24 protein-coding genes are annotated in these 26,478 nt (G+C 66.3%); 7 read left to right on the plus strand and 17 right to left on the minus strand.

Translation table 11 applies throughout. The features are described from left to right. Positions 1-307: 307 nt before the first annotated feature. Positions 308-1,078, plus strand: coding sequence for a fumarylacetoacetate hydrolase family protein (locus ACCC97_RS22115; protein ID WP_007832750.1), 771 nt, complete (start codon positions 308-310; stop codon positions 1,076-1,078). Here the strand turns inward: ACCC97_RS22115 and ACCC97_RS22120 are convergent. Further along, positions 1,027-1,989 carry a LysR substrate-binding domain-containing protein gene (locus ACCC97_RS22120; RefSeq protein WP_007832749.1) on the minus strand — a complete coding sequence of 321 codons (963 nt, stop codon included), beginning with the start codon at positions 1,987-1,989 and terminating at the stop codon, positions 1,027-1,029. The genes ACCC97_RS22115 and ACCC97_RS22120 overlap by 52 nt on opposite strands. Positions 1,990-2,080: 91 nt before the next feature. Here ACCC97_RS22120 and ACCC97_RS22125 point away from each other — a divergent pair, with 91 nt between their 5' ends. Next, a complete protein-coding gene (locus ACCC97_RS22125) occupies positions 2,081-3,271 on the plus strand; it encodes an MFS transporter (RefSeq protein WP_413335073.1) in 1,191 nt (396 codons plus the stop codon). Positions 3,272-3,297: 26 nt separating this feature from the next. Here the strand turns inward: ACCC97_RS22125 and ACCC97_RS22130 are convergent, their stop codons facing one another. After that, positions 3,298-6,075 carry a diguanylate cyclase domain-containing protein gene (locus ACCC97_RS22130; protein WP_413335075.1) on the minus strand — a complete coding sequence of 926 codons (2,778 nt, stop codon included), beginning with the start codon at positions 6,073-6,075 and terminating at the stop codon, positions 3,298-3,300. Positions 6,076-6,208: 133 nt separating this feature from the next. Further along, a complete protein-coding gene (locus ACCC97_RS22135; protein WP_413335077.1) occupies positions 6,209-6,943 on the minus strand; it encodes an FMN-dependent NADH-azoreductase in 735 nt (244 codons plus the stop codon). 108 nt (positions 6,944-7,051) lie between these two features. On the opposite strand from ACCC97_RS22135, the gene ACCC97_RS22140 reads away from it, so the two are divergent. The 3 genes from ACCC97_RS22140 (at position 7,052) to ACCC97_RS22150 (ending at position 10,367) form a co-directional block, all read left to right on the plus strand. After that, positions 7,052-7,993 (plus strand): LysR substrate-binding domain-containing protein, encoded by a 942-nt coding sequence (locus tag ACCC97_RS22140; protein ID WP_413335079.1) that lies wholly within the window; start codon positions 7,052-7,054, stop codon positions 7,991-7,993. Positions 7,994-8,073: 80 nt separating this feature from the next. Further along, entirely contained in the window at positions 8,074-9,651 is a 1,578-nt protein-coding gene (locus ACCC97_RS22145; protein ID WP_413335081.1) for a serine hydrolase domain-containing protein, read from the plus strand. Then, positions 9,648-10,367 (plus strand): hypothetical protein, encoded by a 720-nt coding sequence (locus tag ACCC97_RS22150; RefSeq protein WP_413335083.1) that lies wholly within the window; start codon positions 9,648-9,650, stop codon positions 10,365-10,367. The genes ACCC97_RS22145 and ACCC97_RS22150 overlap by 4 nt, the downstream gene beginning before the upstream one ends. Before the next feature lie 3 nt (positions 10,368-10,370). Here the strand turns inward: ACCC97_RS22150 and ACCC97_RS22155 are convergent, their stop codons facing one another. The 3 genes from ACCC97_RS22155 to ACCC97_RS22165 all read right to left on the minus strand — a co-directional run bounded on the left by ACCC97_RS22155 (position 10,371) and on the right by ACCC97_RS22165 (position 12,102). After that, on the minus strand, positions 10,371-10,634 hold the full coding sequence (locus tag ACCC97_RS22155; RefSeq protein WP_413335085.1) for a hypothetical protein: 264 nt from the start codon (positions 10,632-10,634) through the stop codon (positions 10,371-10,373). Between the two features lie 27 nt (positions 10,635-10,661). Next, positions 10,662-10,907 (minus strand): hypothetical protein, encoded by a 246-nt coding sequence (locus ACCC97_RS22160; protein ID WP_007832741.1) that lies wholly within the window; start codon positions 10,905-10,907, stop codon positions 10,662-10,664. Between the two features lie 289 nt (positions 10,908-11,196). Further along, complete coding sequence (locus ACCC97_RS22165) at positions 11,197-12,102, minus strand: SDR family oxidoreductase (RefSeq protein ID WP_007832740.1); 906 nt, start codon at positions 12,100-12,102, stop codon at positions 11,197-11,199. Positions 12,103-12,322: 220 nt separating this feature from the next. Between ACCC97_RS22165 and ACCC97_RS22170 the strand changes: the two genes are divergently transcribed. Continuing rightward, entirely contained in the window at positions 12,323-13,447 is a 1,125-nt protein-coding gene (locus ACCC97_RS22170; protein WP_413335087.1) for a hypothetical protein, read from the plus strand. Then, on the plus strand, positions 13,386-13,793 hold the full coding sequence (locus ACCC97_RS22175; protein WP_413335089.1) for a hypothetical protein: 408 nt from the start codon (positions 13,386-13,388) through the stop codon (positions 13,791-13,793). Before ACCC97_RS22170 ends, ACCC97_RS22175 begins: the two co-directional genes overlap by 62 nt. A 30-nt stretch (positions 13,794-13,823) precedes the next feature. Here ACCC97_RS22175 and ACCC97_RS22180 read toward each other — a convergent pair whose 3' ends face one another. From ACCC97_RS22180 to ACCC97_RS22230, 11 genes are all read right to left on the minus strand, one after another. Further along, positions 13,824-14,762, minus strand: a complete 939-nt coding sequence (locus tag ACCC97_RS22180) for a glutathione S-transferase family protein (protein WP_413335091.1) — start codon at positions 14,760-14,762, stop codon at positions 13,824-13,826. 30 nt (positions 14,763-14,792) lie between these two features. Next, entirely contained in the window at positions 14,793-16,433 is a 1,641-nt protein-coding gene (locus ACCC97_RS22185) for an isovaleryl-CoA dehydrogenase (protein ID WP_413335093.1), read from the minus strand. 106 nt (positions 16,434-16,539) lie between these two features. Continuing rightward, positions 16,540-17,556 carry an NADP-dependent oxidoreductase gene (locus tag ACCC97_RS22190; protein ID WP_007832734.1) on the minus strand — a complete coding sequence of 339 codons (1,017 nt, stop codon included), beginning with the start codon at positions 17,554-17,556 and terminating at the stop codon, positions 16,540-16,542. Positions 17,557-17,584: 28 nt separating this feature from the next. Beyond that, the gene (locus tag ACCC97_RS22195) at positions 17,585-18,052 is read right to left on the minus strand and encodes a PaaI family thioesterase (protein WP_007832732.1); all 468 of its coding nucleotides are present in this window, start codon (positions 18,050-18,052) and stop codon (positions 17,585-17,587) included. A gap of 1 nt (position 18,053) precedes the next feature. Further along, the gene (locus ACCC97_RS22200) at positions 18,054-18,851 is read right to left on the minus strand and encodes an SDR family oxidoreductase (protein ID WP_007832730.1); all 798 of its coding nucleotides are present in this window, start codon (positions 18,849-18,851) and stop codon (positions 18,054-18,056) included. A gap of 135 nt (positions 18,852-18,986) precedes the next feature. Beyond that, a complete protein-coding gene (locus tag ACCC97_RS22205) occupies positions 18,987-19,289 on the minus strand; it encodes a Dabb family protein (RefSeq protein WP_413335095.1) in 303 nt (100 codons plus the stop codon). 11 nt (positions 19,290-19,300) lie between these two features. Then, positions 19,301-19,567 (minus strand): hypothetical protein, encoded by a 267-nt coding sequence (locus tag ACCC97_RS22210; protein WP_007832726.1) that lies wholly within the window; start codon positions 19,565-19,567, stop codon positions 19,301-19,303. Continuing rightward, a complete protein-coding gene (locus tag ACCC97_RS22215; protein WP_413335096.1) occupies positions 19,567-21,420 on the minus strand; it encodes an acyl-CoA dehydrogenase in 1,854 nt (617 codons plus the stop codon). The genes ACCC97_RS22210 and ACCC97_RS22215 overlap by 1 nt, the downstream gene beginning before the upstream one ends. 142 nt (positions 21,421-21,562) lie before the next feature. Further along, the gene (locus tag ACCC97_RS22220; protein WP_007832722.1) at positions 21,563-22,738 is read right to left on the minus strand and encodes an acetyl-CoA C-acyltransferase; all 1,176 of its coding nucleotides are present in this window, start codon (positions 22,736-22,738) and stop codon (positions 21,563-21,565) included. A gap of 46 nt (positions 22,739-22,784) precedes the next feature. Next, entirely contained in the window at positions 22,785-24,260 is a 1,476-nt protein-coding gene (locus tag ACCC97_RS22225; RefSeq protein ID WP_413335098.1) for a M20 family peptidase, read from the minus strand. Between the two features lie 24 nt (positions 24,261-24,284). Further along, a complete protein-coding gene (locus ACCC97_RS22230) occupies positions 24,285-26,393 on the minus strand; it encodes a 3-hydroxyacyl-CoA dehydrogenase NAD-binding domain-containing protein (RefSeq protein ID WP_007832718.1) in 2,109 nt (702 codons plus the stop codon). Positions 26,394-26,478 lie beyond the last annotated feature (85 nt).

Here is a 26,478-nt window from a genome sequence, read left to right on the forward strand (position 1 = left end):
GTGAACGCCGCGCCGGTGCTGCCCGACTCCGCACTGCAGCGCTCGAACAACCGCGGCAGCGGCAGCACCCGCATGGAAGGCACGCAGCCCATTCCGCCGCCGGCCGATACGCGGAAGTTCGCTCTGCCTGCGAGAAGCTGAGGGACTGCTTGAGGTCGCTCGGGGTGCGATCACGCCGGCGGAGTGCCTTGCGCAGCGAAATAAAGGAGGAGGCCGCAGCCCGGGGGACATTCGCGCAGGGGAGTACCCGGTGCCCTGTGCACGCACCCCGAACAACGCGCCAGCAGAAACTGAGAAGATCCAGAACATGACCCCCTCCCAGACCGCCCTCACCGACGCACTCGTGGCCGCGCGCCGCGGCAACCGCACCCTCGATGCCACGCCCTGGACCGACGCGCTCGAAACCGATATCCAGGCCTATGAAGTGCAGGACGCCGTCGCGGCCGCGCTCGGCTGGTTCGACGCTCAGCCCGTGCCCGGCACGTGGAAGTCGGGCGGCGGTTCGCGCGGCGCGACGCTCACACATGCGCCACTGCCTCCTGCCGGTGTGCGCCGGAGCCCGGCGAACTTCAGCGACCTCGTGTTCCACGCGCCCGGCATCGAGGCCGAGATCGCCTTGCGGCTCGGACAGGACGTTGCGCCGGCACAGGCCGCGCAGCTCGATCACGACAACACCGCATCGCTCATCGACGCCATGACCGTGTCGGTCGAAATCGTCGACTCCCGCTGGCAAGACCTCGCCGCAACACCCGCCCTGCTGCGCCTTGCCGATTCGCAGGTGCACGGCGCACTCGTGCTCGGCGAATGGACGCCCTACGCCGCCGTCGACTGGGCCTCGCAGCGCTGCGAAACGAAGGTCGGCGGCGCAGAGACCGTGGTGCGCGAAGGCACGCATCCGCTGGCCGACCCCGCATGGCTGCTGCCGATCTGGCTGCGCCACCTGACCCGACACGGCCAGACCGTTCCCGCGGGCACGGTGGTCACCACCGGCTCGTGGGTCGGCATCGTGCCCTGCCGGCGCGGCGATCAGGTGACGGCGGAGTTTGCCGGCATAGGCGCCGTCCGCTTGATCGTGTAGCGCTCGCCGCCCACCCCCGAGCACGCCACCAGAAAGTCGAGCACCGCCCGGACCCGGGCGGGCAGTGTGCCGGCCTTGCCGATGTAGACCGCGTGGATCGGCTCCACCTCTCCCGGGTTGAACTCTTCGAGCAACGGCACAAGCCGACCGGCGTCGATGTCGTGCTGGATGTGATACAGCGACAGCCGCGCCACGCCAGCCCCTGCGATGGCCAGCCGGCGCAGCGTTTCGCCGTCGCCCGCGCGCACCGGACCGGCCACGGGCAGCCACACCATGCGGCCGTCGACCCGCAGCGGCCAGTCGGGCGAACTGCGCCGGTAGCTCCAGCCCAGCCGGTTGTGGGCTTCCAGCTCCTGCGGCGTGCGCGGCGTGCCGTACTTCGCGAGGTAGTCCGGCGCGGCGACGATGGACTGGCTGGTCCCACCGAGCCGGCGCGCCACGAGATCGGAAGACGGCAGTTGGCCCCAGCGGATGGCGATATCCGCGCGCTCATCCATCAGGTCGACGATGCGGTCGGTCAGCGCAATGTCGAGCGTGATCTGCGGATGCCGTTCGAGCAGGCGCGGCACCAATGGCACCAGCTTGTGGTGCCCGAACGAGACGCTGGCATTGATGCTCACGCGCCCGCGCGCCGCCGCACCGGCCGCCGCGCAGCGCTCGGCCTCGTCAATGTCGGCCAGCACGCGCAGGCTGCGTTCGTAGAACTCCGTGCCTTCGGGCGTAAGTTGCAGCTTGCGCGTGGAACGGTGCACGAGCTGGATGCCCAGGCGCAATTCGAGCCGCGCCACGAGCTTGCTCATGGCCGAGGGCGTCATGCCCAGCAGGCGCGCCGCCGCCGAGAACCCGCCAGACTCGACCACCTGCACGAAGGCTTCCATTTCGCCGGAACGGTTGACGTCAATGCGCGGCATGGCTCCTCCGATCTATGAATTCGAGTCACAAGTATGTGTACCTGCGGCATTCTAGTCATCAGTGGCTTTCGTCCGCACAGTACAGAGCATCATGCCAATCGCTCTAATCGCCCTCACCGCCGGTGCCTTCGGTATAGGCACCACCGAGTTCGTCATCATGGGCCTGCTGATGCAGGTCTCGACGGATCTTCACGTCTCCATCACGGCCGCCGGCCTGCTGATCTCGGGCTACGCGCTCGGGGTCGCGGTCGGTGCGCCGGTGCTCACCATCGCCACCCGCAAGCTGCCGCGCAAGACCGTGCTGCTCGCGCTCATGGGAATCTTCACGCTCGGCAATCTCGCCTGTGCCGTGGCGCCCAACTACGAGATGCTGATGGCCGCGCGCGTCATCACCTCGCTGGCGCACGGCACCTTCTTCGGCGTCGGCTCGGTGGTGGCCACTGGCCTGGTGGCGCCCGAACGGCGCGCCTCGGCCATCGCGATCATGTTCACCGGGCTGACCGCCGCCACGCTGCTCGGCGTGCCGGCCGGCGCGTGGCTGGGCCTTCAGTTCGGCTGGCGCTCGGCCTTCTGGGCCGTGACGCTGATCGGCGTGCTGGCCTTCACGGTGCTCGCGGTGTTCGTGCCGCGCGTGAAGGGCAAGGCCGGGTCCGCGCCGCTGCGCGAAGAGCTCGCCGTGCTGGCGCGCCCGCAGGTGCTGCTCGGCCTGGCGATGACGGTGCTCGGCTTTGCCGGCGTGTTCGTGGTATTCACCTACATCCAGCCCTTGCTCACGCAGATCACCGGCCTGTCGGAGTCGGCCGTGTCGCCGATCCTGCTTGTGTTTGGCGGCGGGCTGGCCGTCGGCAATATCCTGGGTGGCAAGCTGGCCGACCGCGCGCCGATGGCCGCCGTGCTCGGTACGCTGGCTGCGCTGGCCGTCGTGCTGGGTGCGATGCAGTTCGCCATCGGCACGCCGTTCACGGCGGTGGGGTTCGTCGGCCTGCTCGGCGTGGCTTCGTTCGCCACCGTCGCGCCGATGCAGTTGCGGGTGCTGGAGAAGGCCTCGGGCGCAGGCCAGAACCTCGCGTCGAGCCTGAACATCGCCGCCTTCAACCTCGGCAACGCACTCGGCGCCTGGGTCGGCGGCGTGGTGATCGACCATGGGCCGGGATTGCGCGCGCTGGGCTGGGCGGCGGCGCTGCTCACGCTGGTGGGCCTGATGATCGCGCTGTGGAGCCGCTCGCTCGACCGGCGCGAACCGCGCAACGTACTGGGGAACGGCGCTTCGGCGCGAGTTTGATTCACCGGCGGTTGCAGCCGCCGAACTCAGTGCTGCCGCGTGATCAGATCACTGCGCGCCCCCTCAACAGGCATGAAGAACTCGAACCGATCGCGCCCCGCCGCCTTGGCGTTGTAGAGCGCCGTATCGGCCCGCGCCAGCAACTCTTCTGCGGTGACGGAGGAATCGGCAGCACGGTGAAACGCGATGCCGACGCTGGTCGTCACCTTGATGCGCTGGCCGTCCACCGTGAAGGGCGGCGTGTGGACGCGCTCCACGATCTTTGCCGCAACGGTGGCCGCGGTGTCCGGTGCGGTCAGGCCTTCGAGCACGAGCACGAACTCGTCGCCCGCCAGCCGGGCCACCATGTCGGTACCGCGCACGCAGCCCAGCAGCCGCCGCGCATATTCGGTGAGCACCGCATCGCCCACCGCATGGCCCATCGTGTCGTTGATGGCCTTGAAATGGTCGATGTCGAGGAACATCAGCGCCATCGCATTGCCCGCGAGCCGCCCGCGTAGCACCGCTCCGGGCAGGTACTCGTTGAACGCCAGCCGATTGGGCAGGCCGGTGAGCGTGTCGAGCCGCGCCAGTTCGATGAGTTTGTGCTCCACCACCTTCAGTGCCGTGATGTCGTGCGCCAGCGAGAAAATGCCGTGCGTCATGCCGTCTTCGCGTACATCGGGGACGTAGGTGACCTGCGTGATGCGGTCGAAGCCCTGGCGCTGCATACGAGCCTCGAACTCCGCCCGCTCTCCGCCCAGCGCCCGCGCGAGCATCGGCTGGCGCGACTCGTACACCTCGCGGCCCAGCACGTCCTGCACCTGGCGCCCCAGCACCTGGGCCGGGTCGAGCCCGAGCCATTCGCGGCTGGTGGCATTGGCGAAGGTGATCTTCTCGTCCCGGTCGATGTAGGTGATCAGCGCCGGCATGTTGTCGGTGATGGCGCGCAGGCGCAGTTCGCTCTCGGCCAGGCGCAGTTCCGCCTGCTTCAGCGCCGTGATGTTGAAGGACATGAGGTAGAAGCCGACGACCTCGCCGCGCAGGTTCTTGTCCGGCATCAGGTTGGCCTGGAAGTATCCCTCCCTGCCGTGCATGGGAGCGCGAACCGGGAAACGCACCTTCTTGCCCGAGAACACCACGGGCAGGTAGGGCTTGAGCTGCGCATGCACCGCCTTGCCGAGAGCCGAACGCAGGGTCGTGCCCTTCAGCGAAGCGCTCTGGTCCAGGCCCGCCGTCTGGCGCGCCCTGACGTTGGCGAACAGGCAGTTCTGCTCGCGGTCGAAGTAGCCGACCAGCGCCGGGATGTTGTCGGTCACGTCGCGCAGCCGCTTTTCCTGCTCGGTCAGGGCCCGGCGGATGTTCACGTCCTCGGTGATGTCGAAGGTCATCGAGAACACGCCGCGCACCACGCCGTCGGCATCGATGTCGGGAATGTAGTGGGCCTTGAACGTGCGACCGCCAATGCCCAGCGCCGGGTCGCCGGACTTCTCGAGAATCACGGTCTCGCCGGCCAGCGCGCGCCGGAAGCTCGGCTCCACCATCGCGAAATCCGCGGGGCCGCGCACTTCCGGCATCAGGCGGCCCACCAGCGTCTTGTCCTTGTGCAGGGCCCGCACGTGCGCATTGACGAAGGTGTAGCGCATCGACGCATCGACGTGCGACACCATCGCCGGGATGTTGTCGGCAATGATGCGTACCTGAGCCTCGCTGTGCGCCAGGCTGAGCTCGATGGCTCGCCGCTGCGCCATCAGTTCGTTGAAGGTGCGCGAGAGATCGCCGATCTCGTCGAAGGCGTAGGTGCGCGCCGCCGCGGTCCCGGTAGCCGCCTCCCGGGTGGATTGCATGTGCTGGTGCAGTTCGGACAGCGGCTTCAGCTGCCGGCGCACCACCGCGAGGGCCAGCGCGCCCGCGGTCAGCGCCAACGCCAGCGCCCCGAACCACGCACCGCGTTCGATGGCGTTAATGCCCGCGAAGGCTTCGCTGCGCGGGTACATGGCGCCGACGATCCAGTTCGCCTGCTCGGCACGGTCGAAGGCATAGAGGCCGCGCACGCCGGCTTCGTTGACGCCCTCGCTCGAGCCCTGGAAGCCGGCCAGCGCGCGAAGGACCTCGGGGTCGCCGCCGCCATTCGCCTGGATGTGATTCAGGATGCGCGAGGCGTCCGGATGGTCGACCACGATGCCATCCGCGGTCGTCACGAACAGATAGCCGGTCTTGCCGAACTTGATGTCGGCGAGCGCACCCAGGATGTTGCGGTCCTTCAGGTTGATGGCACCTGAGATCACGAACCTCATCTGCCCCGCGTTGTCGAGCACCGGTGCGGTGATGGCCACCTGTGCCAGCCCGTTGAGCCGGTTGCGGTAAGGCTCAGATACGAGACCGGCCCGGGACGCAACCGTTCGCTGGAAATAGGGCCGATCCTTCACGTTCACGGTACCGATGCGGTTCGCACCGTTGAGGTTGGCCACGAGGTTGCCGTCCATGTCGAGGAAGGCGACGTTGTCGAAGGCCTGACGCAGCGAGGCGTGCCTTTCGAGGAACGCCTGCAGCTGCACGGTGTCCTGGAAGTCCTGCGCTTCCACGCTGTCGCCGAAGGTCTGCAGCAGGATCAGCCGGCTGCCGAATTTCTGGTCGATGGAGTCGGCGATGGCGGCCACGCGGGCGAGCTGCTCGGCCTCGATCGAGGCTCGCATGTTGCTCTTCACGAAGTGCAGAGCGAAGGTGGCAATCGCGAAGGTGGCCGTCAGGACCACCGCCATCACGCCGAGGCTCAGGCGTGTGTGCAAACCGAACCGGAATTTCGAGAAACCTGTTTGAGTCATTGAACTGTTCGGACCGGTACGTTGCCGGAGGGAATTTCCGGACAGTATCGGTGCGATCCACGCACCGGCAAAGGGCTTGGATGCAGGGCGCGACGAACAGCTCTATGTCCCTGAAAAAATGATCACCTTTGCCTTACTTTCGTTCGGACAAAGACGGGTCTACCCGGCGAACATCTGCAGCTCCCGAGCGCGCGCGCGGGGCGATCAGCGCATCGACGAGGCTGTCCACGCGCTGCTCCGCGCGCCGCATCGAATTCGAAAGCTGCTCGCCGCCGAATTCGTCGGACTCCACCGCCGCCTCGAACACTTCGGTGATCCCGATGTAGCCGAGCGCCGAACGCACGCTGCTCTCGGTGTGGTTGAGGTGCGCGACGCGGCCGCCCGCGTCGTAGCCATGGTCGCCGCGCGCGCCCAGCAGCACCACGCGCTTGCCCGCGTCCGCCAGCAGCGGCCAGTACGGCACCGCGCCGCGCGAACGGTCGAAGCCGAAGGTGCGCCCGACGCGCACGATGTTGTCGATCCAGGCCTTGAACTGCGCGGGCACGCTGAAGTTGTACATCGGCAGGCCGATCACGACCACGTCAGCGGCAATGAGCTGGTCGACGAGCCGATCGCTCTCGGCGAGCGCCTCGGCCATCCATGGCTCGCGCGCGGCCGGCGGCGTGAAGGCCGCGTGGATCCAGCGGTCGTCGACGTGCGCGGGTGGCTGCCGGCCCACGTCGAGGTAGTCGATGCGATCGGCGGGCCGCGCCTTGCGCCAGCGCTCGACGAAACGCGCCGAGAGGCGGCGCGTGTGCGAGCCGTGGAGGTCGGTGCCGGAACGGCCCGGCCGGGCGCTGGCGTCGATGTGGAGGAGATTCATGGTCATGGTCTTGATGGATGAATTGGTATCTTTCGTCCCGCGCGGCCAGAATGGTGCGCAGGCCTTGAATCTAGGTTCACGAGCCGCTCATCACAAACGACGATTTCTCCACGCATGAACGAGATTGGCTCATCCATCCGCCCTCTCCGGCGGCTGCCTCCCCTGCTGTCGCTGCGCGCCTTCGAGGCTGCGGCCGCGCACCTGAGCTTTCAGCGCGCGGCGCTCGAACTGTCGGTTACGCCGTCGGCCATCAGCCACCAGGTGCGTGCGCTCGAAGACACGCTGGGCCAGCCGCTGTTCCGCCGGCTCACGCGGCAGCTCGCGCTGACGCCAGCGGGCCAGCGGCTGTTCGCCGACCTGCGCATGGGCTTCGACATGCTCGAAGCCGGCGTCGACAAGCTGCGCCGCCCCGCCGCGTCGCAGGCCATCACCCTCACCACCAACACCGCATTCGCCGCGCGCTGGGTGCTGCCGCGCATGGAGGCGTTCCGCAGGGCCTGCCCGGGAGTCGAGCTGCGGCTGCATGCGAGCGACACCTTGGTCGACCTGGCGCGCGGCGACGCCGACATCGCTGTTCGCTCGGGCCACGGCAACTGGCCGGGGCTGGTGTCGCGCGAGCTGATGCCCGAGCGCTATGCGCCTTTGTGCAGCCCGATGCTGGGCCTGAAACGCGCCTCAGACCTGCCGAAGCACCGGCTGATCCACTGCGACTGGCAGCCGCAGGCGCTCGCACCTGCCGTGTGGACGCGCTGGTTTCGCGAAGCCGGCATCACGCCGCCGAGGGGGCGCGCGATGAAGGCTTCGGGCCTGTCGTTCTCCGACGAGACGCACGCGACGCTGGCCGCGCTTGCAGGACATGGCGTTGCGCTGCTGAGCCTCACGCTGTCGGCCGAAGAGCTGCGCAGCGGTGCGCTGGTGCAGCCCTTCGGGCCTGCGCTCGACACCGGCAGCTACTTTCTGGCGGTCGCGCGCGGCAGCGAGAGCGAGCCGGCCGTGCGGGCGGTGTGGGAATGGATTGCGTCGCAGGCCGCACCGGAGCCGCAATCGCGAGGCTGAGGACAAGCTGGACGCAGAACTTGCAGGCTGTCGCAGTTCTCGCGGAGACTCGCGTTCCAACAACAAAGTGAGGAGAAGTCATGACGAGGTTTGCCCGCATCCCTCTTGCCATCGCGACAGGCGCGCTTCTTGTAATGGCTTTGGCTTCATGCGGAGGAGGCGGCGGGGGAGGCGGAGGCGCAGGCATCGGCATAGGCCTGGGTACGGGTTCTGGAGGAACGACACCGGTCACCGGCGTTCCCGAGCTGCCGGCACGCGAGGCCCTCATCGCTCGCGCGAGAACCTTCGAACTCGACACGCCCTACGTGCCGCCACCCGGCGACCCGCTGGAGCACAACACCTCGGGCTACGCCAAGACGATGTGCTCCGCCGCATTCGTCACCGGCCTCGATCCCGATTTCGCCGTCGAGAGCGTGGGCTACTTCACAGGGCCCTACGACCAGCGCAAGAAGGTCGGCAGGCCGGTGGTCGACCGCGACAAGAAGGAAGTCCGCATCGCCATGCCCAATGGGCCGACGCTGGTGGCGCGCTACTACGGTTCGCAGGGCTGCATCACGCTGCCAGCCGGCAACGACGGCGTGTTCTTCACGCCGGTGGCCGTCAAGAGCGCCCTGCCCGATCCCTCGACCCAGCCGTGGCCCATGGGCGACGTGACGCCCGCCGGTCCCGCGCCCGGCATCGACACAGCAAAGGTGGGCCAGGCAGTCGACGCGGCCTTCGAGCTGCCGGAGGCCTACACCGCAGCCGTCGTCGTCACGCACAAGGGACGCATCGTCGGCGAGCGCTACAGGAGCGGCATCACGGCGACCACGCCGCTCGAATCGTGGTCGATGGGCAAGAGCGTGACCGCGACGATGCTGGGCGTGCTGATGAAGCAGGGCGAATACCGGCTCGACCAGCGCGCGCCGATTCCCGAGTGGCAGGCCACCGGCGACAAGCGCCAGGAGATCCGGATCTCGGACATCCTGCACATGTCGAGCGGGCTGCGCATCAAGGCGCCCGATGACCCGGACTTCGACCCCAACGGCACCTACCCCGACCACACCTACCTCTACACCGGCCGCATCAACTCGTTCAACTACGCGGCCACCCGCCCGCAGCAGTGGCCGCCCAACACCGTCGGGCGCTATCGCAATACCGACCCGGTGCTGGCGAACTACCTGATCCGCCTTGCCGTCGAGAAGCGCGGCGAGGAGTACCTGTCGTTCCCGCAAAGAAACCTGTTCGACAAGATCGGCATCCGCACGATGACCCTGGAGACCGATCCGTATGGCAACTTCCTCGCGCAGGGCTATGACTTCATGTCGGCACGCGATTGGGCGCGCCTGGCCAACCTGTATCTGCAGGACGGCGTCTGGAATGGCGAGCGCATCCTGCCCGAAGGTTTCGTCAAGTTCGTGAGCACCCTTGCACCGGCCTGGGCGGCCGACAAGCGCCCGATCTACGGCGGGTTCTTCTGGTTGAACGGCACGAGCACGTGGCCGGTGCCGACCACGGCGTACTACATGCTGGGCGCGGGTGGGCAGACGGTGCTGATCGTTCCTTCGCACGACCTGGTGGTGGTGCGTCTGGGCCATGACAAGGGAGAGCGGGCATCGGCCACGAGCCTGCGAAAGGCGCTGTCGCTCTTGATGCAAGCCGTGCCCAGTTCGTCGTGAGCAAGAGAGACCTCCTCGTTTCCCATTTCTGCAGCGGTGACGCCATCCGCAGCCGAAGCGTGAGCGATATCGTGCTGGCGAAAACGCTCGACGTGCCCGCGCCCCCTGCACGCCTGCTTGGGGATTGGGAAAGAGAGATTTCTTCGCAGCTGTCGCTGGAACCCGGCGACGTCGATGCGCTGCCCTTGGCCCGGGCGCGTGCACGCTGGCCGGACTACCGGCTCTGCGTGCAGGCGGTATCCGACTGGACGCGCACGCTCGGGCTGCCCGAGGTGCTTGCCTCGAGCGACGTCGCCCTCATGGCTTGCCGCGGCGCGAGGTACCACCATGACGGTGCGCAATACGGCGGCGCGGCCTTCTGCAATCTTTTCGTGAGCGAGGACAAGGGGCTGGACTTGCACTTCCCCTTGGCAGGTCATCGAATCCCCCTCGTCCGGGGTACTGCCGTGATATTCGATACCGGCCAGCCTCATGGTGTCATTCGACGCGGCAGCAGCGGCTTCGACGTGGCCGACTTCGCGTCCGGCCAGGATTGCACGCAAATGTTCCTGACCTGGGAGCTTCCGATCGAAGACACCCATGTCGCGCACGCTCTTCAGATCACTTTCGACGTCGACCCCTCGACCTCGTCACAACTGGAGGAAGAGCAGGTCCGGCTGAACGGCGAGCGGGCCGCCGTGTGCCCGAGTACCGGTCAGTGGCGCAGTGCCGATTGACCGTCAGCGGCTGACTGGAGCTGCCCCGGCCGCCAGTTCCTTCAGGCACGCGCTGACCGCCTGGGGCGGTGCCTTTTCGTGACAGCGCGCTGCCGCCTCGCGGGCAACGGATTCGCTCAAGCGCCGCTCCCGCGCGGCCTCGACCTGGAATTCGACGACCCACTTCATGAGCATGGCCATCACGATCAGCAGGCCGATCAGGGCGGCCACCAGCGTCATGCGCCAGTCCCGAATGCGAAGGATCGACGCTGCGGACTTGCTCGCCACGGGTGCTGTGGGTTCTTGCAAAGCCATTTAGCGCGGGAGGTCCGGAAAGACCCACATGCTCAACCCAAGAATCAGGCCGGCTCCCAGCGACACGATGGCCGCGGTCATGAGCATCGATGCCGCAACGATGTTGGGAACCCGAATGGCCCCGACCACGAAGGCAACGGCCGCCAGGATGCACAGGAGCACCGACAACCAGGCCATGTATGCCGGCCTGAGCTGGGTCGCCAAAGGTTCGTCCGGGCTGATGTCGGACAGGAACGGGGTGCGCATGAATTGCCTCCTCTTGCAAGATGTCGCGGCGGATCGGCTCAGGTTGACCTTGGGTCAAGACCCTTCGGATCCGCTTGCAACTGCCCCTGAACTTCACCAAGAAAGTTACCGGGAGAGGCTATGAAAAATATGCGCCCTGGCTAAGGGAGTAGTTCGCAAACATGGCGCATGAAGAGCCGGTGCAGGCAGAAAGCTCGAGTGCCTGAGCAATATTTGACATATGTCAAAACCCGGCTCGTCCGCGTCGAAGCGCGGTGAGTTGCAGGCTTCTTGAAAAAGAAGCTCGAGGTCAGGCCGAGCGAAGCTGATCACGCAGCTTCTGCCCGATCTCCGGGCGTTCCAGGAACGGGTCGGCCGGATTCGTGATGGAGACGATGTTCTCCATGCGGCTTTTCACGTTGCCCAGCGCCTTCGGATGGCTGAACACGTAGAACTGGTTGGCGCTGATGGCGTCGAACACCTTGGCCGCCACTTCGGCCGCCGTGATCTTGCCGCTGCTCACCGCCTTGTTGCTCATGGCCTGGCCGATGAGCTGGCTCTTGGTGAGTTCGCTGTCCTTCGGTGCATTGGGCCGGTTGCGCTCGCTGCTGGTAATGCCGGTGGGCACGAAGTACGGGCACAGCAGACTCGCCCCGATCTGGTCGGTAACGAGGTTCAAGTCCTGGTACATCGTCTCCGTGAGGCTCACGACCGCGGCCTTGGCCGCGTTGTAGATGCCCATGTTGGGCGGCGTCAGCAGGCCGGCCATGCTCGCGGTGTTGGTGATGTGGCCGCGATAGCTCGGGTCTTTGGCCGCCGCTTCGAGCATCATCGGCGTGAACAGGCGCACGCCGTGGATCACGCCCCACAGGTCCACGCCCAGCACCCATTCCCAGTCGGCCACGGTGTTCTCCCACACCAGGCCGCCAGCGCCCACGCCCGCGTTGTTGAACACGAAGTGCGGCGCGCCGAAGCGTTCCTTCACGGCCGCGGCCAGCGCTTCCATCTGTGCCGCGTTCGACACGTCGACCTTGCGCGCCAGCACCTGCGCGCCAGCGGCTTCCATTTCTGCCTGGGCCTTGTCGAGCGCATCCTGCTGCACGTCGACCAGCACGAGGTTCATGCCGCGGGCGGCGCCGATGCGCGCGCACTCCAGGCCGAAGCCCGAACCCGCGCCGGTGAGAACGGCGGTCTTGCCCTTGAAGTCCTGAATCATTGGGTGCTTTCCTTTGGTTGACTCTGCATCGGCTATTGGAACGCTTTGCACAGTGGTTGGCTGTCGTTCGTGTGACGCGCGCCGCGAGCGGTTTGTGGCGGGTCCAAACCGAAAACTCGCTCCTGCGTGACATAGAACCAGCCAGTTGACGATAGACAACAGTGGCAATAGCCACGCCCGCGTACAACGCTGCGCCATCCACAAACAGGGAGCGTAGCGAATGGAGCGAAAGATTTTGGTGGTCGGCGATCCGCCGGCACCCGGCGGCATGGTTCTGCCTTATGAAGGACCAATGCTCGATCTGCATGGACATCGGGTCGCCCTGATCGGCGGCAGGGCCTACTGCGAGGGCTGCAACAGCGTGGGCATCATCATGAAAGCCGGAGGGCCGCGACGTCCCAAATTCATGTCGGAGGCAGCGCTGGAAGGCGATGTGGTGGTCTGCCACTGCCCCGTGCCGCAGCCCATACTTTCCATGCGGCAACAAACGGCGACATATGACGACGGGGCATGGCATGCCGTTGGCTCCGAAGCTGCAATGGTCGTGCCGACCCCAACCAAGGAGGAATTGGCCGCATTCAAGAAGGCAGTCGACGCGGGCGTGACCCATGCGCCGGAGGCAGAGCCGGCCGAAAAGATCTGCCCCGCCATGACCAACAAGGAGTTCTGCCAAATGGCACTCAGGCTGCGCGACCAGTCCATCGAGTTCATCGAGAAGAAGCGCCTTCCAGAACTTGATCGGTGGGACAAGGCGGCGCAAACGCGAGTCGAGGAATGGTTCGGTGTGGCCGATCAATCCATGCGCGAGCACCTTCAGAAGGGGCTGATCGCTTGCAAGCGCGTGCTCGAAGGGCTGGGGTGCCAGAACTTCATACGGTACTCGGAGGCAAATCAGAGGAACCTCGGCTGCGTTTTCCTGAGCGACACGGTCGGAACGATCGCCGCGGTCTGCAAGCCGGACATCGCGACTCATACCATTGCCATCGGGCTTGACTTCTGCGACTTCCCGGAGAACATGCTCATCTACGGCACGAGCATCATCCGTGACGGAGATTCGAAGCTCCTGACGTTGATTCACGAAGTCACGCACTTCAACGACACCTTCAGCTCATTCGATACCTGGTACGGCACGAAAAACGCGAGGGATCACGCTGAAGACCCCAGGTCCCGCGTCATTCCGACAGCATCGCCGGCTACATTCTTGGTGTTGTGGCGAAGGCATCCATATGAAATACATCTTCAGGCCTTTGCTCGTCGCCGCCGTGCTGACGAGCTCAAGCGCCATGGCCTGCAAGCCCGTCACGGTGACAAGGCTTACTTTCGCCGAGGGCTCCGCCGACCTTGAGCCGGCTCAGATCGCGAAGCTGGCGAATTTCGTTGACCGAGCGAACTCGACCTTCACCAGATACCTCGAGGTTTCTATCGATGGAGGTGCCACCGTCAAGACTCCGGGCAGGACGCCCGGTGAAGCGGCCCGACTGGCAGAACAACGAGCCCGAAAGGTGACCCAGGCATACAGGCAGTTCCAGCTGAACGAGATCAAGCTGGAAACCACTTCGAATATTTATGAAGACAACAGGATGTCGAGGGAAGCAGGCAACGACTTTGTCGTAGTCCAGTTTCACCCCGACTACGAGGCGCTGAAGCTGCCCGACTGCTCTCCTGTCCCGATCCCGGGATTCAAGCGTTAGGCATGGCGTCGCCAGCCACAGCGAACGCCTCTAGGCATCAGCCTTCTTCAGCACATACCCGATGCGCGGAAAGTGCACGTGCACCGTGCCCACTCGCTCGTTGCTGCGCTCCAGCGTGTAGTGCGTGCGCGTGGCCGCCACCAGCGTGCCCGGTGTTTCTTCCAACCCGAAGCTCTCGGCGCGGACGGTGACGGCGCTGCCTAGCGGAATGCCATGGTCGTCCTGGAAAGTGCTGTCGGTCAGCAGCGTGTGCGGCGTCGCCGCCTTGGCGACGGCAATGGCCTCGTCGCTGGTGAACTTCTCGGGCACGCCGTGGCCGATGGCGGCCATGCGGTCCATCCAGTCGATCACCGCAGGCGTCAAGTCGAGGATGGTGCGCACCGACTCGATGCGGCGCGTGTACCAGAGCGGGTGATAGGCCGAGAAGTCAGCGATGCTTGACACCTCGCCCAGCAGGTAGGGCTTCTCGTCGAGCATGTCCGACAGGCGGCGCAGGTACGACTTGTAGGCGCTGGCGGCATCGGCCGGGCGCAGGCGGGTCATGTTGCCTGCGCTCATCTTGCCGCGGTCTTCGCCGAAGGCCTTCGCGGCTTCGGGCGGGGCCTTGGCGAACACCTCGGCGGCGCCCTTGGGCTGCAGGCTCCAGGCCATGGCGGACCAGAACAGCGTGGTGTCGGCCCACTGCGCGAGGATGCGCGACATGCCTTTTTCGGGCTCCGGGTACAGCGTGGGTTCGGGTTGCAGATGCTCCAGCACGTCGGCGATGAGCGCGCTGTCGCAATACATGTCGGCGCCGATCTGCAGGAACGGCGTCTTGCGGTAGCCGCCGGTGAGCACCTCCACATCGGGCTTGGGCATGATCGGCGGGATGAAGACCGATTTCCACGGCAGCTTCTTGGCGCCGAGGATCATGCGCACCTTCTCCGAGAACGGCGAGGTCAGGTAGTGGTGGAGGATCAGGTCGGCCATGGTGTTTCCTGTGGGGCTGTCGTTGTGTGTTCAGCGAGGTTGCGCGCGCTGGATGATCGAATCGAAATCGGTGCCCGCGGCCAGCGTACCGAAGACGTTGCCCCAGTCTCCGCCAAGGCGCGAGGCACAGAAGGCGCCGACGACGGCGGGGGGCGCGGTCTGCGCGAGCAGCGCGCCCTGCACGGCCAGCGCCACGTCCTGCGCGAGGCGGCGGGCCTCGGCTTCGGAGGCCATGGCCTCGATGCGTGCCGGCAGCGCCTCGGCGAGCCTGTCGAGCGCGGCGTGCTGGCCGCGCGCGAGTGCCAGCTCTTTCGCCAACGCGGCGACCGCGTCGCCCTTGCGCAGGCCACGCAGCAGGTCGAGCGCCATGATGTTGCCAGCGCCTTCCCAGATGGAGTTGAGCGGCATCTCGCGGTAGATGCGGGCCATGATGCCTTCGCCGCCCTCTTCCACGTAGCCGTTGCCGCCGAGGCACTCCATGGCTTCCTGCGCGAAATGGCTGCCGCGCTTGCAGATCCAGAACTTGGCGACAGGCGTGAGCAGGCGGGCCATCAGGCGCTCATGCTCGTCGGCCTGTTGGTCGAAGGCCCTGGCAAGGCGGATGGCAAGCGCGGTGGCGGCTTCGCTTTCGAGTGCGAGGTCGGCCAGCACGTTCTTCATCAAGGGTTGCTCGATCAGCGGCTTGCCGAAGGCGTTGCGCTGCGCCGCGTGGTTGAGCGCGATGCCCAGCGACTGGCGCATGAGGCCGCTGGTGCCCAGCGCGCAGTCGAGCCGCGTCATCGTGCCCATCTCGAGGATCTGCGGAATGCCGCGGCCCTCCTCGCCCACGAGCCATGCGCTTGCGCCCTGGAACTCGACTTCGGAACTCGCATTGGCCTTGTTGCCAAGCTTGTCCTTCAGGCGCTGGATCTGGATGCCGTTGCGCGTGCCGTCGGGCAACACGCGCGGCAGGAAGAAGCAGCTGAGCCCGGACGGCGCCTGCGCCAGCACCAGGAAGGCGTCGCACATCGGCGCCGAGAAGAACCACTTGTGTCCGGTGATCGCATAGCGCTCACCCCAGGCATCGCTGCCGTCGCGCACGGCCCGGGTGGTGTTGGCCCGCACGTCGGAGCCGCCCTGCTTCTCGGTCATGCCCATGCCCATGGTCACGCCGGGCTTGTCCTTGAAGACCTTCAACGCCAGGTCGTACCAGAGGCTGCCGAGCTTCGGTCCCCAGTCGGCGTACACGCCTGCGTTGCTGCGCAGCGCGGGCGTGGCCGCATAGGTCATGGAGACGGGGCAAAGAATCGACGGCTCCAGCTCGGTGAAGAGCATGAAGCCCGCCGCGCGCAGCACGTGCGGCGAGGCCGAGGTGCCGGTCCACGGCGTGCCGTGCAGCCCTGCACCCACCGCGGCGGTCATCAGTGCGTGGTAGCTCGGGTGGAACTCCACCTCGTCGATACGCCGTCCGAAGCGGTCGTGCGTGTGCAGCTCCGGCATGTGGATGTTGGCGAGCCGCGCATGCGCCTGCATGCCGGCCGTGCCGAGAGTGGCGCCCAGTTCCTGCAGCTGCGTGGTCTGCAGCGCGGGCGCGTTGAACTTCAGCGCGTCGCGCAGGGGCCGGTTGGTGTCGAAGAGGTTGTAGTCCACCAGCGGCGTGGGCTGGTTGAACACCTCGTGCGTCGAATTCATTCGAATACCTCCGTGCTTCGCACTGCGGTGCGCGCTTGCTTGGGGCGGCCCGGCGCGGCGCGCATGACCGGCCTCCTTTGCCGCGCGTTCAGTTCATCGGGGGCAATCAGATCAGCTTGACCAGTTGCTTGCCGAAGTTCCGGCCCTTAAGCAGGCCCAGGAAGGCTTCAGGCGCGGCTTCGATGCCCTGCGCGATCGACTCGCGCGGCTTGAGCTTGCCGGTGCCCACCAGCGTGCCCAGCTCCGTCAGCGCCTCGGGCCACACTTCCATGTGCTCGCTGACGATGAAGCCTTCGATCTTCATGCGGTTGATGAGGATCAGCGCTGGGTTTGCGAGCGGCAGCGGCTGGCCGTCGTAGCCCGCGATCATTCCGCACAGCGCCACGCGGGCGAAGGCGTTGGCGCGCAGCAGCACGGCGTCGAAGATGTAGCCGCCGACGTTCTCGAAGTAGCCGTCGATGCCGTTGGGGCAGGCTTCCTTGAGCGCGGCGCTCATGGTCTTCACGTCGGGGTGCACACGGTAGTCGATGCAGGCGTCGAAGCCGAGTTCGTCGGTCACGTACTTGCACTTGTCGGGGCCGCCGGCAATGCCGACCACGCGGCAGCCGCGCGCCTTGGCCAGCGCACCGAAGGCGCTGCCGACCGCGCCGCTGGCGGCGGTGATGACCACCGTTTCACCGGCCTTGGGCGCAATGATCTTCACCAGGCCGTACCAGGCGGTAACGCCGGGCATGCCGACCGCGCCGAGGTAGTGCGACAGCGGCACGTGCGTGGTGTCGACCTTCTTCAGCGCGCCGGGCTGCGAGGCATCGACCACGCTGTATTCCTGCCAGCCGCCGAAGCCGACCACCTTGTCGCCCACGGCATACCTGGGGTGCTTGCTCTCGACCACTTCGCCGGCGGTGCCGCCCTGCATGGTCTGGCCCAGCGGCTGCGGCTGCGCGTAGCTCTTCGAGTCGTTCATGCGCCCGCGCATGTACGGGTCGAGGCTCATGTAGTGGTGCCGCACGAGCACCTGGTTGTCCGCGAGCGCGGGGGTCTCGGCTGTCACGAGCTTGAAGTTGCCCGCCACGGCTTCGCCGTCGGGGCGGTTGTCGAGGTGGATCTGTTTGTTGGTAGGCATGAAAGAAATCTCCGGGAATATGGTCGTGTCAGTCGGTCGATGGCGGTCGCATCTCGTTGACGCTCGACGGGCCGGTCGGCAGCCGGCGCTTCACGTACTTGAAGGTGCCGGTGGCGTGGGCGCAAACGCGCTCCTGTTCGTCGTAGATTTTGGCCTCCGTGAAAGCCAGCGTCGCCGTCCGGTGAATGAGCGTGCCGCGCGCATGCAGCGGACCGACCGAAGGCTGCATAAAGCTGGTCTTCATCTCGATGGTGACCACGCCGGTCTCGGGCGCCACGCTGCGCGCTGCCGCCGCCATGGTGATGTCGAGCAGCGTCATGCAGGCGCCGCCGTGCGTCACGTCGAAGGTGTTCAGATGCTCGGGCTTGGCGGTGTAGCAGATCTCGGACTCGCCGCCCTCGAACTTCGTCAGAGAAAAGCCCAGGTGGCGCGCGAACGGGATCTGGCTCGTGTACGAGCGGATGTTGATGTCGCTGGAATCGGAAGAAGAAGACATGTCAGGCAGCACCCAGCACGACGCTCACGCCGCCGTCGACCGCCAGCCATTGGCCGGTGATGTGCTTGCCGGCATCGCTCGCGTAAAGCAGCGTCAGGCCCTTCAGGTCTTCGTCGTCGCCCAGGCGGCCGAGCGGCGCCTGCGCGGCCATCTTCTCTTCGCCCAGCGACTTGATGAGGCCGGCGGCCATCTTCGTCATGAAGAAGCCCGGGCAGATCGCGTTCACGGTGATGTTGTACCTGCCCCATTCGGCAGCCAGCGTGCGCGTGAAGCCGATCACCGCGGTCTTCGAGGTGTTGTAGGCCAGCGTCTGCATCTCGGGAGGGTTGCCGTTCAACCCGGCGATCGAGGCAATGTTGATGATGCGGCCGGTCTTCTTCGGGATCATGTAGCCGTTGGCGATCTGCTGCGACAGGATGAAGTAGCCGCGCACGTTGAGGTTCATCACCTTGTCCCAGGCCTCGACCGGGTGGCTCTCGGCTGGCGCGCCCCAGCTGGCGCCCGCATTGTTGATGAGGATGTCGACCGCGCCCATACGCTGCAGCGTCTCGTCGGCCAGGCGGCGGGTGTCTTCTTCCTTCGAGCAGTCTGCGGCAATCCAGCGCGCGTCGATGCCTGCGGCCTGCAGCTCAGCGGCGGCCTGCTCCAGGTCGTCGGCCTTGCGCGAGCTCAGCATGATCTTCGCGCCGGCTTCGCCCAGCGCATGGGCCATCTGCAGGCCCAGGCCGCGCGAACCACCGGTGATGAGGGCGGTCTTGCCGGTGAGGTCGAAGAGTTGCTGGACGGTGCGTGCGGTCATGAGAGATGTCTCCAATCAGGGGCTGAATTGTTCAGGTCGGGAAATGCCGCGGAACCGGCTTCGCCGGGCCGCAGGCGTTGTCCCCTGCAAGGGGGTTGGCGAAGCGACACGAAGTGCGCGCAGCCTGGGGGTGAGTCATGCCATGTAGTCCATGCATTGGCGGGCCTCGCGGACCGCGCCGATGAAGGGCTTCAACGCCACGTGCTGCGGGTGATCCGCATAGGCCGCGAGTGCGGCCTCGTCGGTGAACTCCGAATACAGGATCAGGTCGTAGGTGGCTTCGAGCCCGGGCTGGGCAATGGCCACCTCGAAGCGCAGCGTGCCGGGCGACAGCTTGGCGCAGGCGTCGAGCAAGGCCTTGGCTTTCAACAGGTTGGTCGCCTTGTCGGTGCCCTCGGCGTGCTCCTTGAACTTCCACATCACGATGTGCTTGAGCATGGTGGGCCTCGTTACTTGCTGGTGGGGTTGTCGTTGGGCAGGCGCGAGCGCACGTAGATCAGCGCGAAGCCGATCAGCGCCACGACGCCGCCGGGCACGGCGATGGACCAGCCCAGCGCGGCGTCGGTGCGGCCGGTGGCGATGCCCAGGATCACGACGAACAGGCCGCCGTAGATCAGGATCCAGATCCACTTCTCGAGCCGCGCGTGCGGCTTGGGAGGCTTGACGGAGGGGGTGTTGTTGCTGGGGTTGGCGTTCGGCGAATTGGTAGTGGCCATCAAAAGGCGTCCTCGGGCAAAGCGGTACAGGTCGGGTCGCGGGTTTCGACCACGTTGAGCCATGCGCCGATTTTCGGCAGCTCGTAGTGAAAGAAGTAGTCCGTGGCGCCGATCTTGCCAGCTGTTACCGCCCTCGCCTTTTCCGCGTCGATCTGCAGGGCCTTCAGGGCCACGTCGAGCCAGATCCAGGCCAGCACCGTGTGGCCAAAGGCCTGCATGTAAGGCACGGCGTTGGCCAGCGCTTCGGCCGGGTCGCCGGTGGACCAGGCGGCCTCGGTGGCGCTGCCGATACGCTGCAACGCGGCGCCCAGCGCCTCGGCGTGCGCCGCCAGCGCCGGCACCCTGGCCGCTCGGCCGATGGTGTCGGTCATGCGCGCGGCCAGCAGTTGCAGGCCGCGGCCCTTCTCCATCAGTACCTTGCGGCCCAGCAGGTCGGCTGCCTGGATGCCGTGGGTGCCCTCGTGGATCATGTTCAGGCGGTTGTCGCGCCAGTACTGCTCCACCGGAAAGTCGCGCGTATAGCCGTAGCCGCCGTGCACCTGGATGGCCAGCGAATTGGCCTCCAGGCACCACTCGCTGGGCCAGCTCTTGGCGATGGGCGTGAGCACTTCAAGCAGCAGGCGGGCGTCGTCGGCAGCCTGTGCGTCGCCGGTCTTCTGCTCGTCGACCAGCCGGGCGCAGTACAGCTCCAGCGCCAGCGCGCCTTCGCAGTACGCCTTCTGGGCGAGCAGCATGCGGCGCACGTCGGCGTGCTCGATGATGCGCACCTGCGGCGCGGCCGAGTCTTTCGCAACCGCGGTGCCGGCAGCGTCCGGCTTCTTCACCAGGCGGCCCTGCGGCCGGCTCCTGGCGTATTCGAGCGAGGCGTGGTAGCCCGCCATGCCCAGCATGGTGGCCGCCGTGCCGACGCCGATTCGCGCCTCGTTCATCATGTGGAACATGCAGTGCAGGCCCTTGCCAGGCTCGCCGACGAGGTAGCCCACCGCGCCCGCCTTGCCGCCGACCGGGTACTTGCCCTCGCCGAAGTTCAGCAGCGTATTGGTGGTGCCGCGCCAGCCCAGCTTGTGGTTGAGGCCCGCGAGCGCCACGTCGTTGCGCTCGCCCGTGAGTGCGCCCTGCGTGTCCACCATGCGCTTGGGCACGATGAACAGCGAGATACCGCGCGTGCCGGGCACCAGCTTGCCGTTCTCGTCCGGGATCTTGGCCAGCACGATGTGCACGATGTTCTCGGTCAGCTCGTGGTCGCCCGACGAGATCCACATCTTGTTGCCCGTGAGCCGGTAGCGCGGGCCCAGCGGGTCTTGCTGAAAGTCGTCGCCGTCGGGCACGGCGCGCGTCGCCACGTCGCTCAGCGACGAACCCGCCTGCGGTTCCGACAGGCACATGGTGCCGGCCCAGCGTCCGGAAAATTCATTCTTCGCGAACACCTCTTTCTGCCTCTCGGTGCCGTGCACCATCAGCAGGTTGGCGTTGCCGCTCGTGAGCATGTTGGAGCCGATGCTCACCGAGGCCATCGCGAAGAAGCTGTTGGCCGCCGCCTGCATCGTGTAGGGCAGTTGCATGCCGCCGATGTCGTAGTCCTGCGCCGCACTCATCATTCCCGACTCGACGAAGGCCTTGTGCGCGTCGTGCGTGGCCTGCGGCAGGATGACCTTCTCGCCGTCGAAATGCGGCTCCTGCGTGTCCACCGTGCGGTTGAACGGCGCGTACTTCTCGCGCGCGATGCGCTCGCAGGTGTCAAGCACCGCGTCGAATGTTTCGCGCGAGTGGTCGGCAAAGCGTTCGCGCTGGTTGAGCGACTCGGCATCGAGCCAGTCGTAGAGCAGGAAGTCGAGGGTGGGACGAAGGCTCATGGTCGGATTTCGGTGGATGTCATGAGGCCGCGGCGTCCCTTCTCAGGAACACCGCGGAACCGGCTTCGCCGGGCCGCCGGTGTTGCCCCCCGGAAGGGGGTTGGCGAAGGCGACACGCAGTGCGCCGCAGACTGGGGGAGAGTCAGATGATTTCGAACACGCCCGCGGCACCCATGCCGCCGCCGATGCACATCGTGACCACGACCTTCTTGGCGCCACGGCGCTTGCCCTCGATGAGCGCGTGGCCCGTCAGGCGCTGGCCGCTCACGCCGTAGGGGTGGCCCACGGCGATGGCGCCGCCGTCAACGTTCAGGCGGTCGGCCGGAATGCCGAGCTTGTCGCGGCAATAGATCACCTGCACGGCGAAGGCTTCGTTCAACTCCCACAGGTCGATGTCGTTGACCGTGAGGCCCAGGCGCTTGAGCACCTTCGGGATCGCGAAGACGGGGCCGATGCCCATTTCGTCGGGCTCGCAGCCAGCCACGGCAAAGCCGAGGAAGCGGCCGAGCGGCTTCAGGCCCTTCTGCTGCGCGTACTTTTCGTCGACCACCACGCAGGCGCCGCCGCCGTCGGAGAACTGGCTGGCGTTGCCGGCCGAGATCAGGCCGCCGGGCATGGCCGGGCGGATGCCGCTGATGCCTTCCTTGGTGGTGCCCGGGCGGATGCCTTCGTCGTTCTCGACGGTGACTTCCTTGGTGCGCAGGCCCATCACGGGGTCGGCCACGCCGGCCAGCACGGTGATGGGGGCGATCTCGTCCTTGAAGCGGCCGGCTTCCAGCGCGGCGGTGGCCTTCTGCTGGCTGGCGGCGCCGTATTCGTCCATGGCGTCGCGACCGATGTTGTAGCGCTTGGCGACCTGCTCGGCCGTCTGCAGCATGTTCCAGTAGATCTCGGGCTTGTGCTTCACGAGCCACGGGTCGGCCAGCATGTGCTTGTTGGCTTCGTTCTGCACGCACGAGATGCTCTCGACGCCGCCGGCCACGTACACGTCGCCCTCGCCCGCGATGATGCGCTGGGCGGCGGTGGCGATGGTCTGCAGGCCCGAGGAGCAGAAGCGGTTGATGGTCATGCCCGAGGTGGTGATCGGCAGGCCGGCGCGCAGCGCGATCTGGCGCGCGATGTTGGAGCCGGTCGCGCCTTCGGGCGTGGCACAGCCCATGATGACGTCGTCCACCGAGGCGGGGTCGATGCCGGCGCGCTGCACGGCGTGCTGCACCGCATGGCCGCCGAGCGTGGCGCCGTGCGTCATGTTGAAGGCACCCTTCCAGCTCTTCGCGAGCGGCGTGCGGGCGGTGGAAACGATGACGGCGCTGGTCATGGTGAGGTCCTTTGAAGCAGATGGAAGGAAAAAGAGAGAGCTGTCGTCATTGCGCCGGAGCAGCGTTGGTATTGCTCAGGAGCTGGTGATAGAAGCCGATCATCTCGCCGTAGTTCGAGATGGCTAGGCGTTCGTTGTTGCCGTGGAAGCGGGCCAGGTCTTCGCTCTTCACGCGCAACGGCGAGAAGCGGAAGACGGCGTCGCTCACGAGGCTGAAGTGGCGCGAGTCGGTGGCAGCGGTCATGAGGCCGGGTGCCACCACCGCATCGGGAAAGCTCTGGCGCACGGCTTGCTGGATCGCGCGGTAGCCGGTGCTGTCGGTCGGCGACACCGGCGACGGCTCGGAATTGCCCGGGTAAGCCTTGATCTTGATGTCGTCGTTGCCCAGCGCCTTGCGCAGGTGCGCCTCGGTGCCGGCCAAGGTGTCGCCCGGCAGCACGCGGAAGTTGACGGCGGCCTCGGCGCGGCCGGGCAGCACATTGTCCTTGTTGCCCGCGCGCACGATGGTCAGTGCGGTGGTGGTGCGCAGCATGGCGTTGCTGCTCGGGCTCTTCTCGAGCTGGCCGCGCACCAGCGGCTCGGTGAGCCACAGGTTGGACAGCATCACGCGGTTGACACCGCTCATTTCGGGCGCCAGCGCACCGAACATCTGGCCGGCCACGCCGCGGATGCCGCCGGGCATCGGATTGGCTTCAAGCCGCGCGAGCGCCGCGCTCATGCTGCCGATCGCGCTGTGCTGCGGCGGCATCGACGAGTGGCCGGGGGCCGTGTCGAGCGAGAGGAAGAAGGTGCCGTAGCCCTTCTCCGCCAGGCCGATGAGCGCTGCGGGCTTGCTCAGGCCCGGCAGCACGCCGTCGAGCACCAGCAGACCTTCGTCGAGCACCCACTCCAGGCGCACGTTGCGCGACTTGAGCAGTTCGGCAATGGGCAGCGCGCCGCGCAGGCCGCTCACTTCTTCGTCGTCGCCCATCACGAGGTAGACGGTCTGCCTGGGCTTGAAGCCGGCGCCGATGAGCAGCTCGACGGCTTCCATCTGCGCGAACAGGTTGCTCTTGTCGTCGAGCGTGCCGCGGCCCCAAACGAAGCCGTCCTTGATCTCGCCGGCGAAGGGGTCGGTCGTCCACGCCTTCTCGGTGCCCGGCGCGATGGGCACCATGTCCTGGTGCGCCATCAGCGCGATGGGCTTGGCGCTCGGGTCGGTGCCGGTCCAGGTGTAGAGCAGCGCCTTGTTGCCGATCACTTCCTTCTTGAGAGTGGCATGCACCTTGGGGAACTGCTGTTCGAGGAACGCGTGCAGCTTGTCGAACTCGGCCGCGTTGGCAGCCGGGTCGTCCAGGCTCGACACCGTGCGGAACGTGATCGCCGTGGACAGCCGCTTGGCGGCCGCCTGCAGGTCGATGTTCAGCTTGGGCGCGGGCGCCACCGCCAGCTGCTGCGACGGCGTGGTCAAGGTCTTGACCGCCACGGCAGCCACCAGCAAGGCGATTGCCAGCAGCAGCCCGAGGAAGATGCGTTTCAACATGAGCGGTCTTGACCCTGTTCAGTCTCAGCTGAACTGCTTGCCTTCGGCCACGAGCTTCTGGATCAGCGGCGCGGGCTGCCAGAACTCGCCGTCGTCGCGCGGGTTCTTCGCGAAGCGCTTCATCGTCTCGGCCACGTTGTAGAGGCCGACCTGCGATGCATAGTGCATCGGGCCGCCGCGCCAGATCGGGAAGCCGTAGCCCGTGAGGTACACCATGTCGATGTCGCCCGACTTCGAGGCAATGCCGTCTTCGAGGATGTGCGCGCCTTCGTTGACCAGGGCGAACACCAGGCGCTGCACGATCTCTTCATCGGAAATCTTGCGCGGCGTGATGCCCAGTTCCTTGCGGTGGTCTTCGATCATCTTGTTGACGAGCTCCGACGGAATCGCGTCGCGCTTGCCGGCCTGGTAGTCGTACCACCCTGCCCCGGTCTTCTGGCCGAAGCGGCCCAGTTCGCAGAGCTTGTCGGCCGTGCGGCTGTACTTCATGTCGGCGCGTTCGACGGCACGGCGCTTGCGGATCGCCCAGCCGATGTCGTTGCCGGCCAGGTCGCCCATGCGAAACGGACCCATGGCAAAGCCGAACTTCTCGACGGCCTTGTCGACCTGCTGCGGCGTGGCACCTTCGTCCAGCAGGAAGCCGGCCTGGCGGCTGTACTGCTCGATCATGCGGTTGCCGATGAAGCCATCGCACACGCCGGAGACCACCGAGGTCTTCTTGATCTTCTTGCCGATGGCCATGACCGTGGCGAGCACATCCTTGGCGGTGGCCTTGCCACGCACCACTTCGAGCAGCTTCATCACGTTGGCCGGGCTGAAGAAGTGCATGCCGACCACGTCCTGTGGACGCTCGGTGAACGAGGCGATCTTGTCGACGTCGAGCGTGGAGGTGTTCGAGGCCAGGATCGCGCCCTTCTTGGCGACGCGGTCCAGTTCCTTGAAGACCTTTTCCTTCACGCCGATTTCCTCGAACACGGCCTCGATGATGAGGTCGGCGTCCTTCAGGTCGTCATAACTCAGCGTGGTGCTCAGCAGCGCCATGCGCTGCTCGTACTTGTCCTGCTTGAGCTTGCCCTTCTTGACCTGGGCTTCGTAGTTCTTCTTGATGGTGGCGACGCCGCGGTCGAGCGCCTCCTGCTTCATCTCGAGGATCTTCACGGGAATGCCCGCGTTCAGGAAGTTCATCGAGATGCCGCCGCCCATGGTGCCGGCGCCGATGACGCCGACGGCCTTGATCTCGCGCTTCGGTGTGTCTTCGGGCACGTCGGGGATCTTGCTCGCGGCGCGTTCGGCCATGAACAGGTGGCGCAAGGCCAGCGATTCGGGCGTGAACATCAGCGAGGTGAAGATGCGGCGCTCTTCGGCCATGCCCGCGTCGAACTTCATCTTGGTGGCGGCCTGCACGGCGTCCACGCATTGCAGCGGCGCCGGGTAGTTCTTCGACATGCCGCCGACCATGTTCTTGGCGAACTGGAAGTAGGCGTCGCCCTGCGGGTGCTTGCACGGCAGGTTGCGCACCAGCGGCAGCGCGTCGGCGCCGGTCTTGCCGGCCACGCTCCTGGCGAAGGCCACGGCTTCGTCGAACACAGACTCGGGCGAGTCGGCCAGCTTGTCGAACAGCTTCTGGCCGGGCAGGCTCGCGAGCAATTCGCTTTTCACGGGTTCGCCGCTGACGATCATGTTCAGTGCGGTTTCCACGCCGAGCACGCGCGGCAGGCGCTGCGTGCCGCCGGCGCCGGGAATCAGGCCGAGCTTGACTTCGGGCAGCGCGATGCTGGTGCCCGGTGCAGCCACACGATAGTGGCAACCTAGGGCCAGTTCGAGGCCGCCGCCCATGCACACCGAGTGGATGGCCGCGACGATGGGCTTGGCCGAGGCCTCGAGCGCGAGGATCACGCTCAGCAGGTTGGGCTCCTGCAGCGCCTTGGGCGTGCCGAACTCCTTGATGTCCGCGCCGCCCGAGAACGCCTTGCCGGCGCCGGTGATGACGATGGCCTTGACGGCGTCGTCGGCGTTGGCCTTCGACAGGCCATCGGTGATGCCGATGCGCGTCGAGAAGCCGAGACCGTTGACCGGAGGGTTGGTCAGTGTGATCACGGCGATATCGCCGAGCACTTTGTATTCAGCCGTCATGCTGCGTTCCTTGGTGTGAGAAGAAAAAGAAGAAAAAGCACGAGTGTTCTTTTTCGGGGGATTCTAGGCGTTTCGCGAGGCCAAA

Origin of the sequence: Variovorax sp. Varisp85 (assembly GCF_047304045.1) — a bacterium.
GTDB lineage: Bacteria > Pseudomonadota > Gammaproteobacteria > Burkholderiales > Burkholderiaceae_C > Variovorax.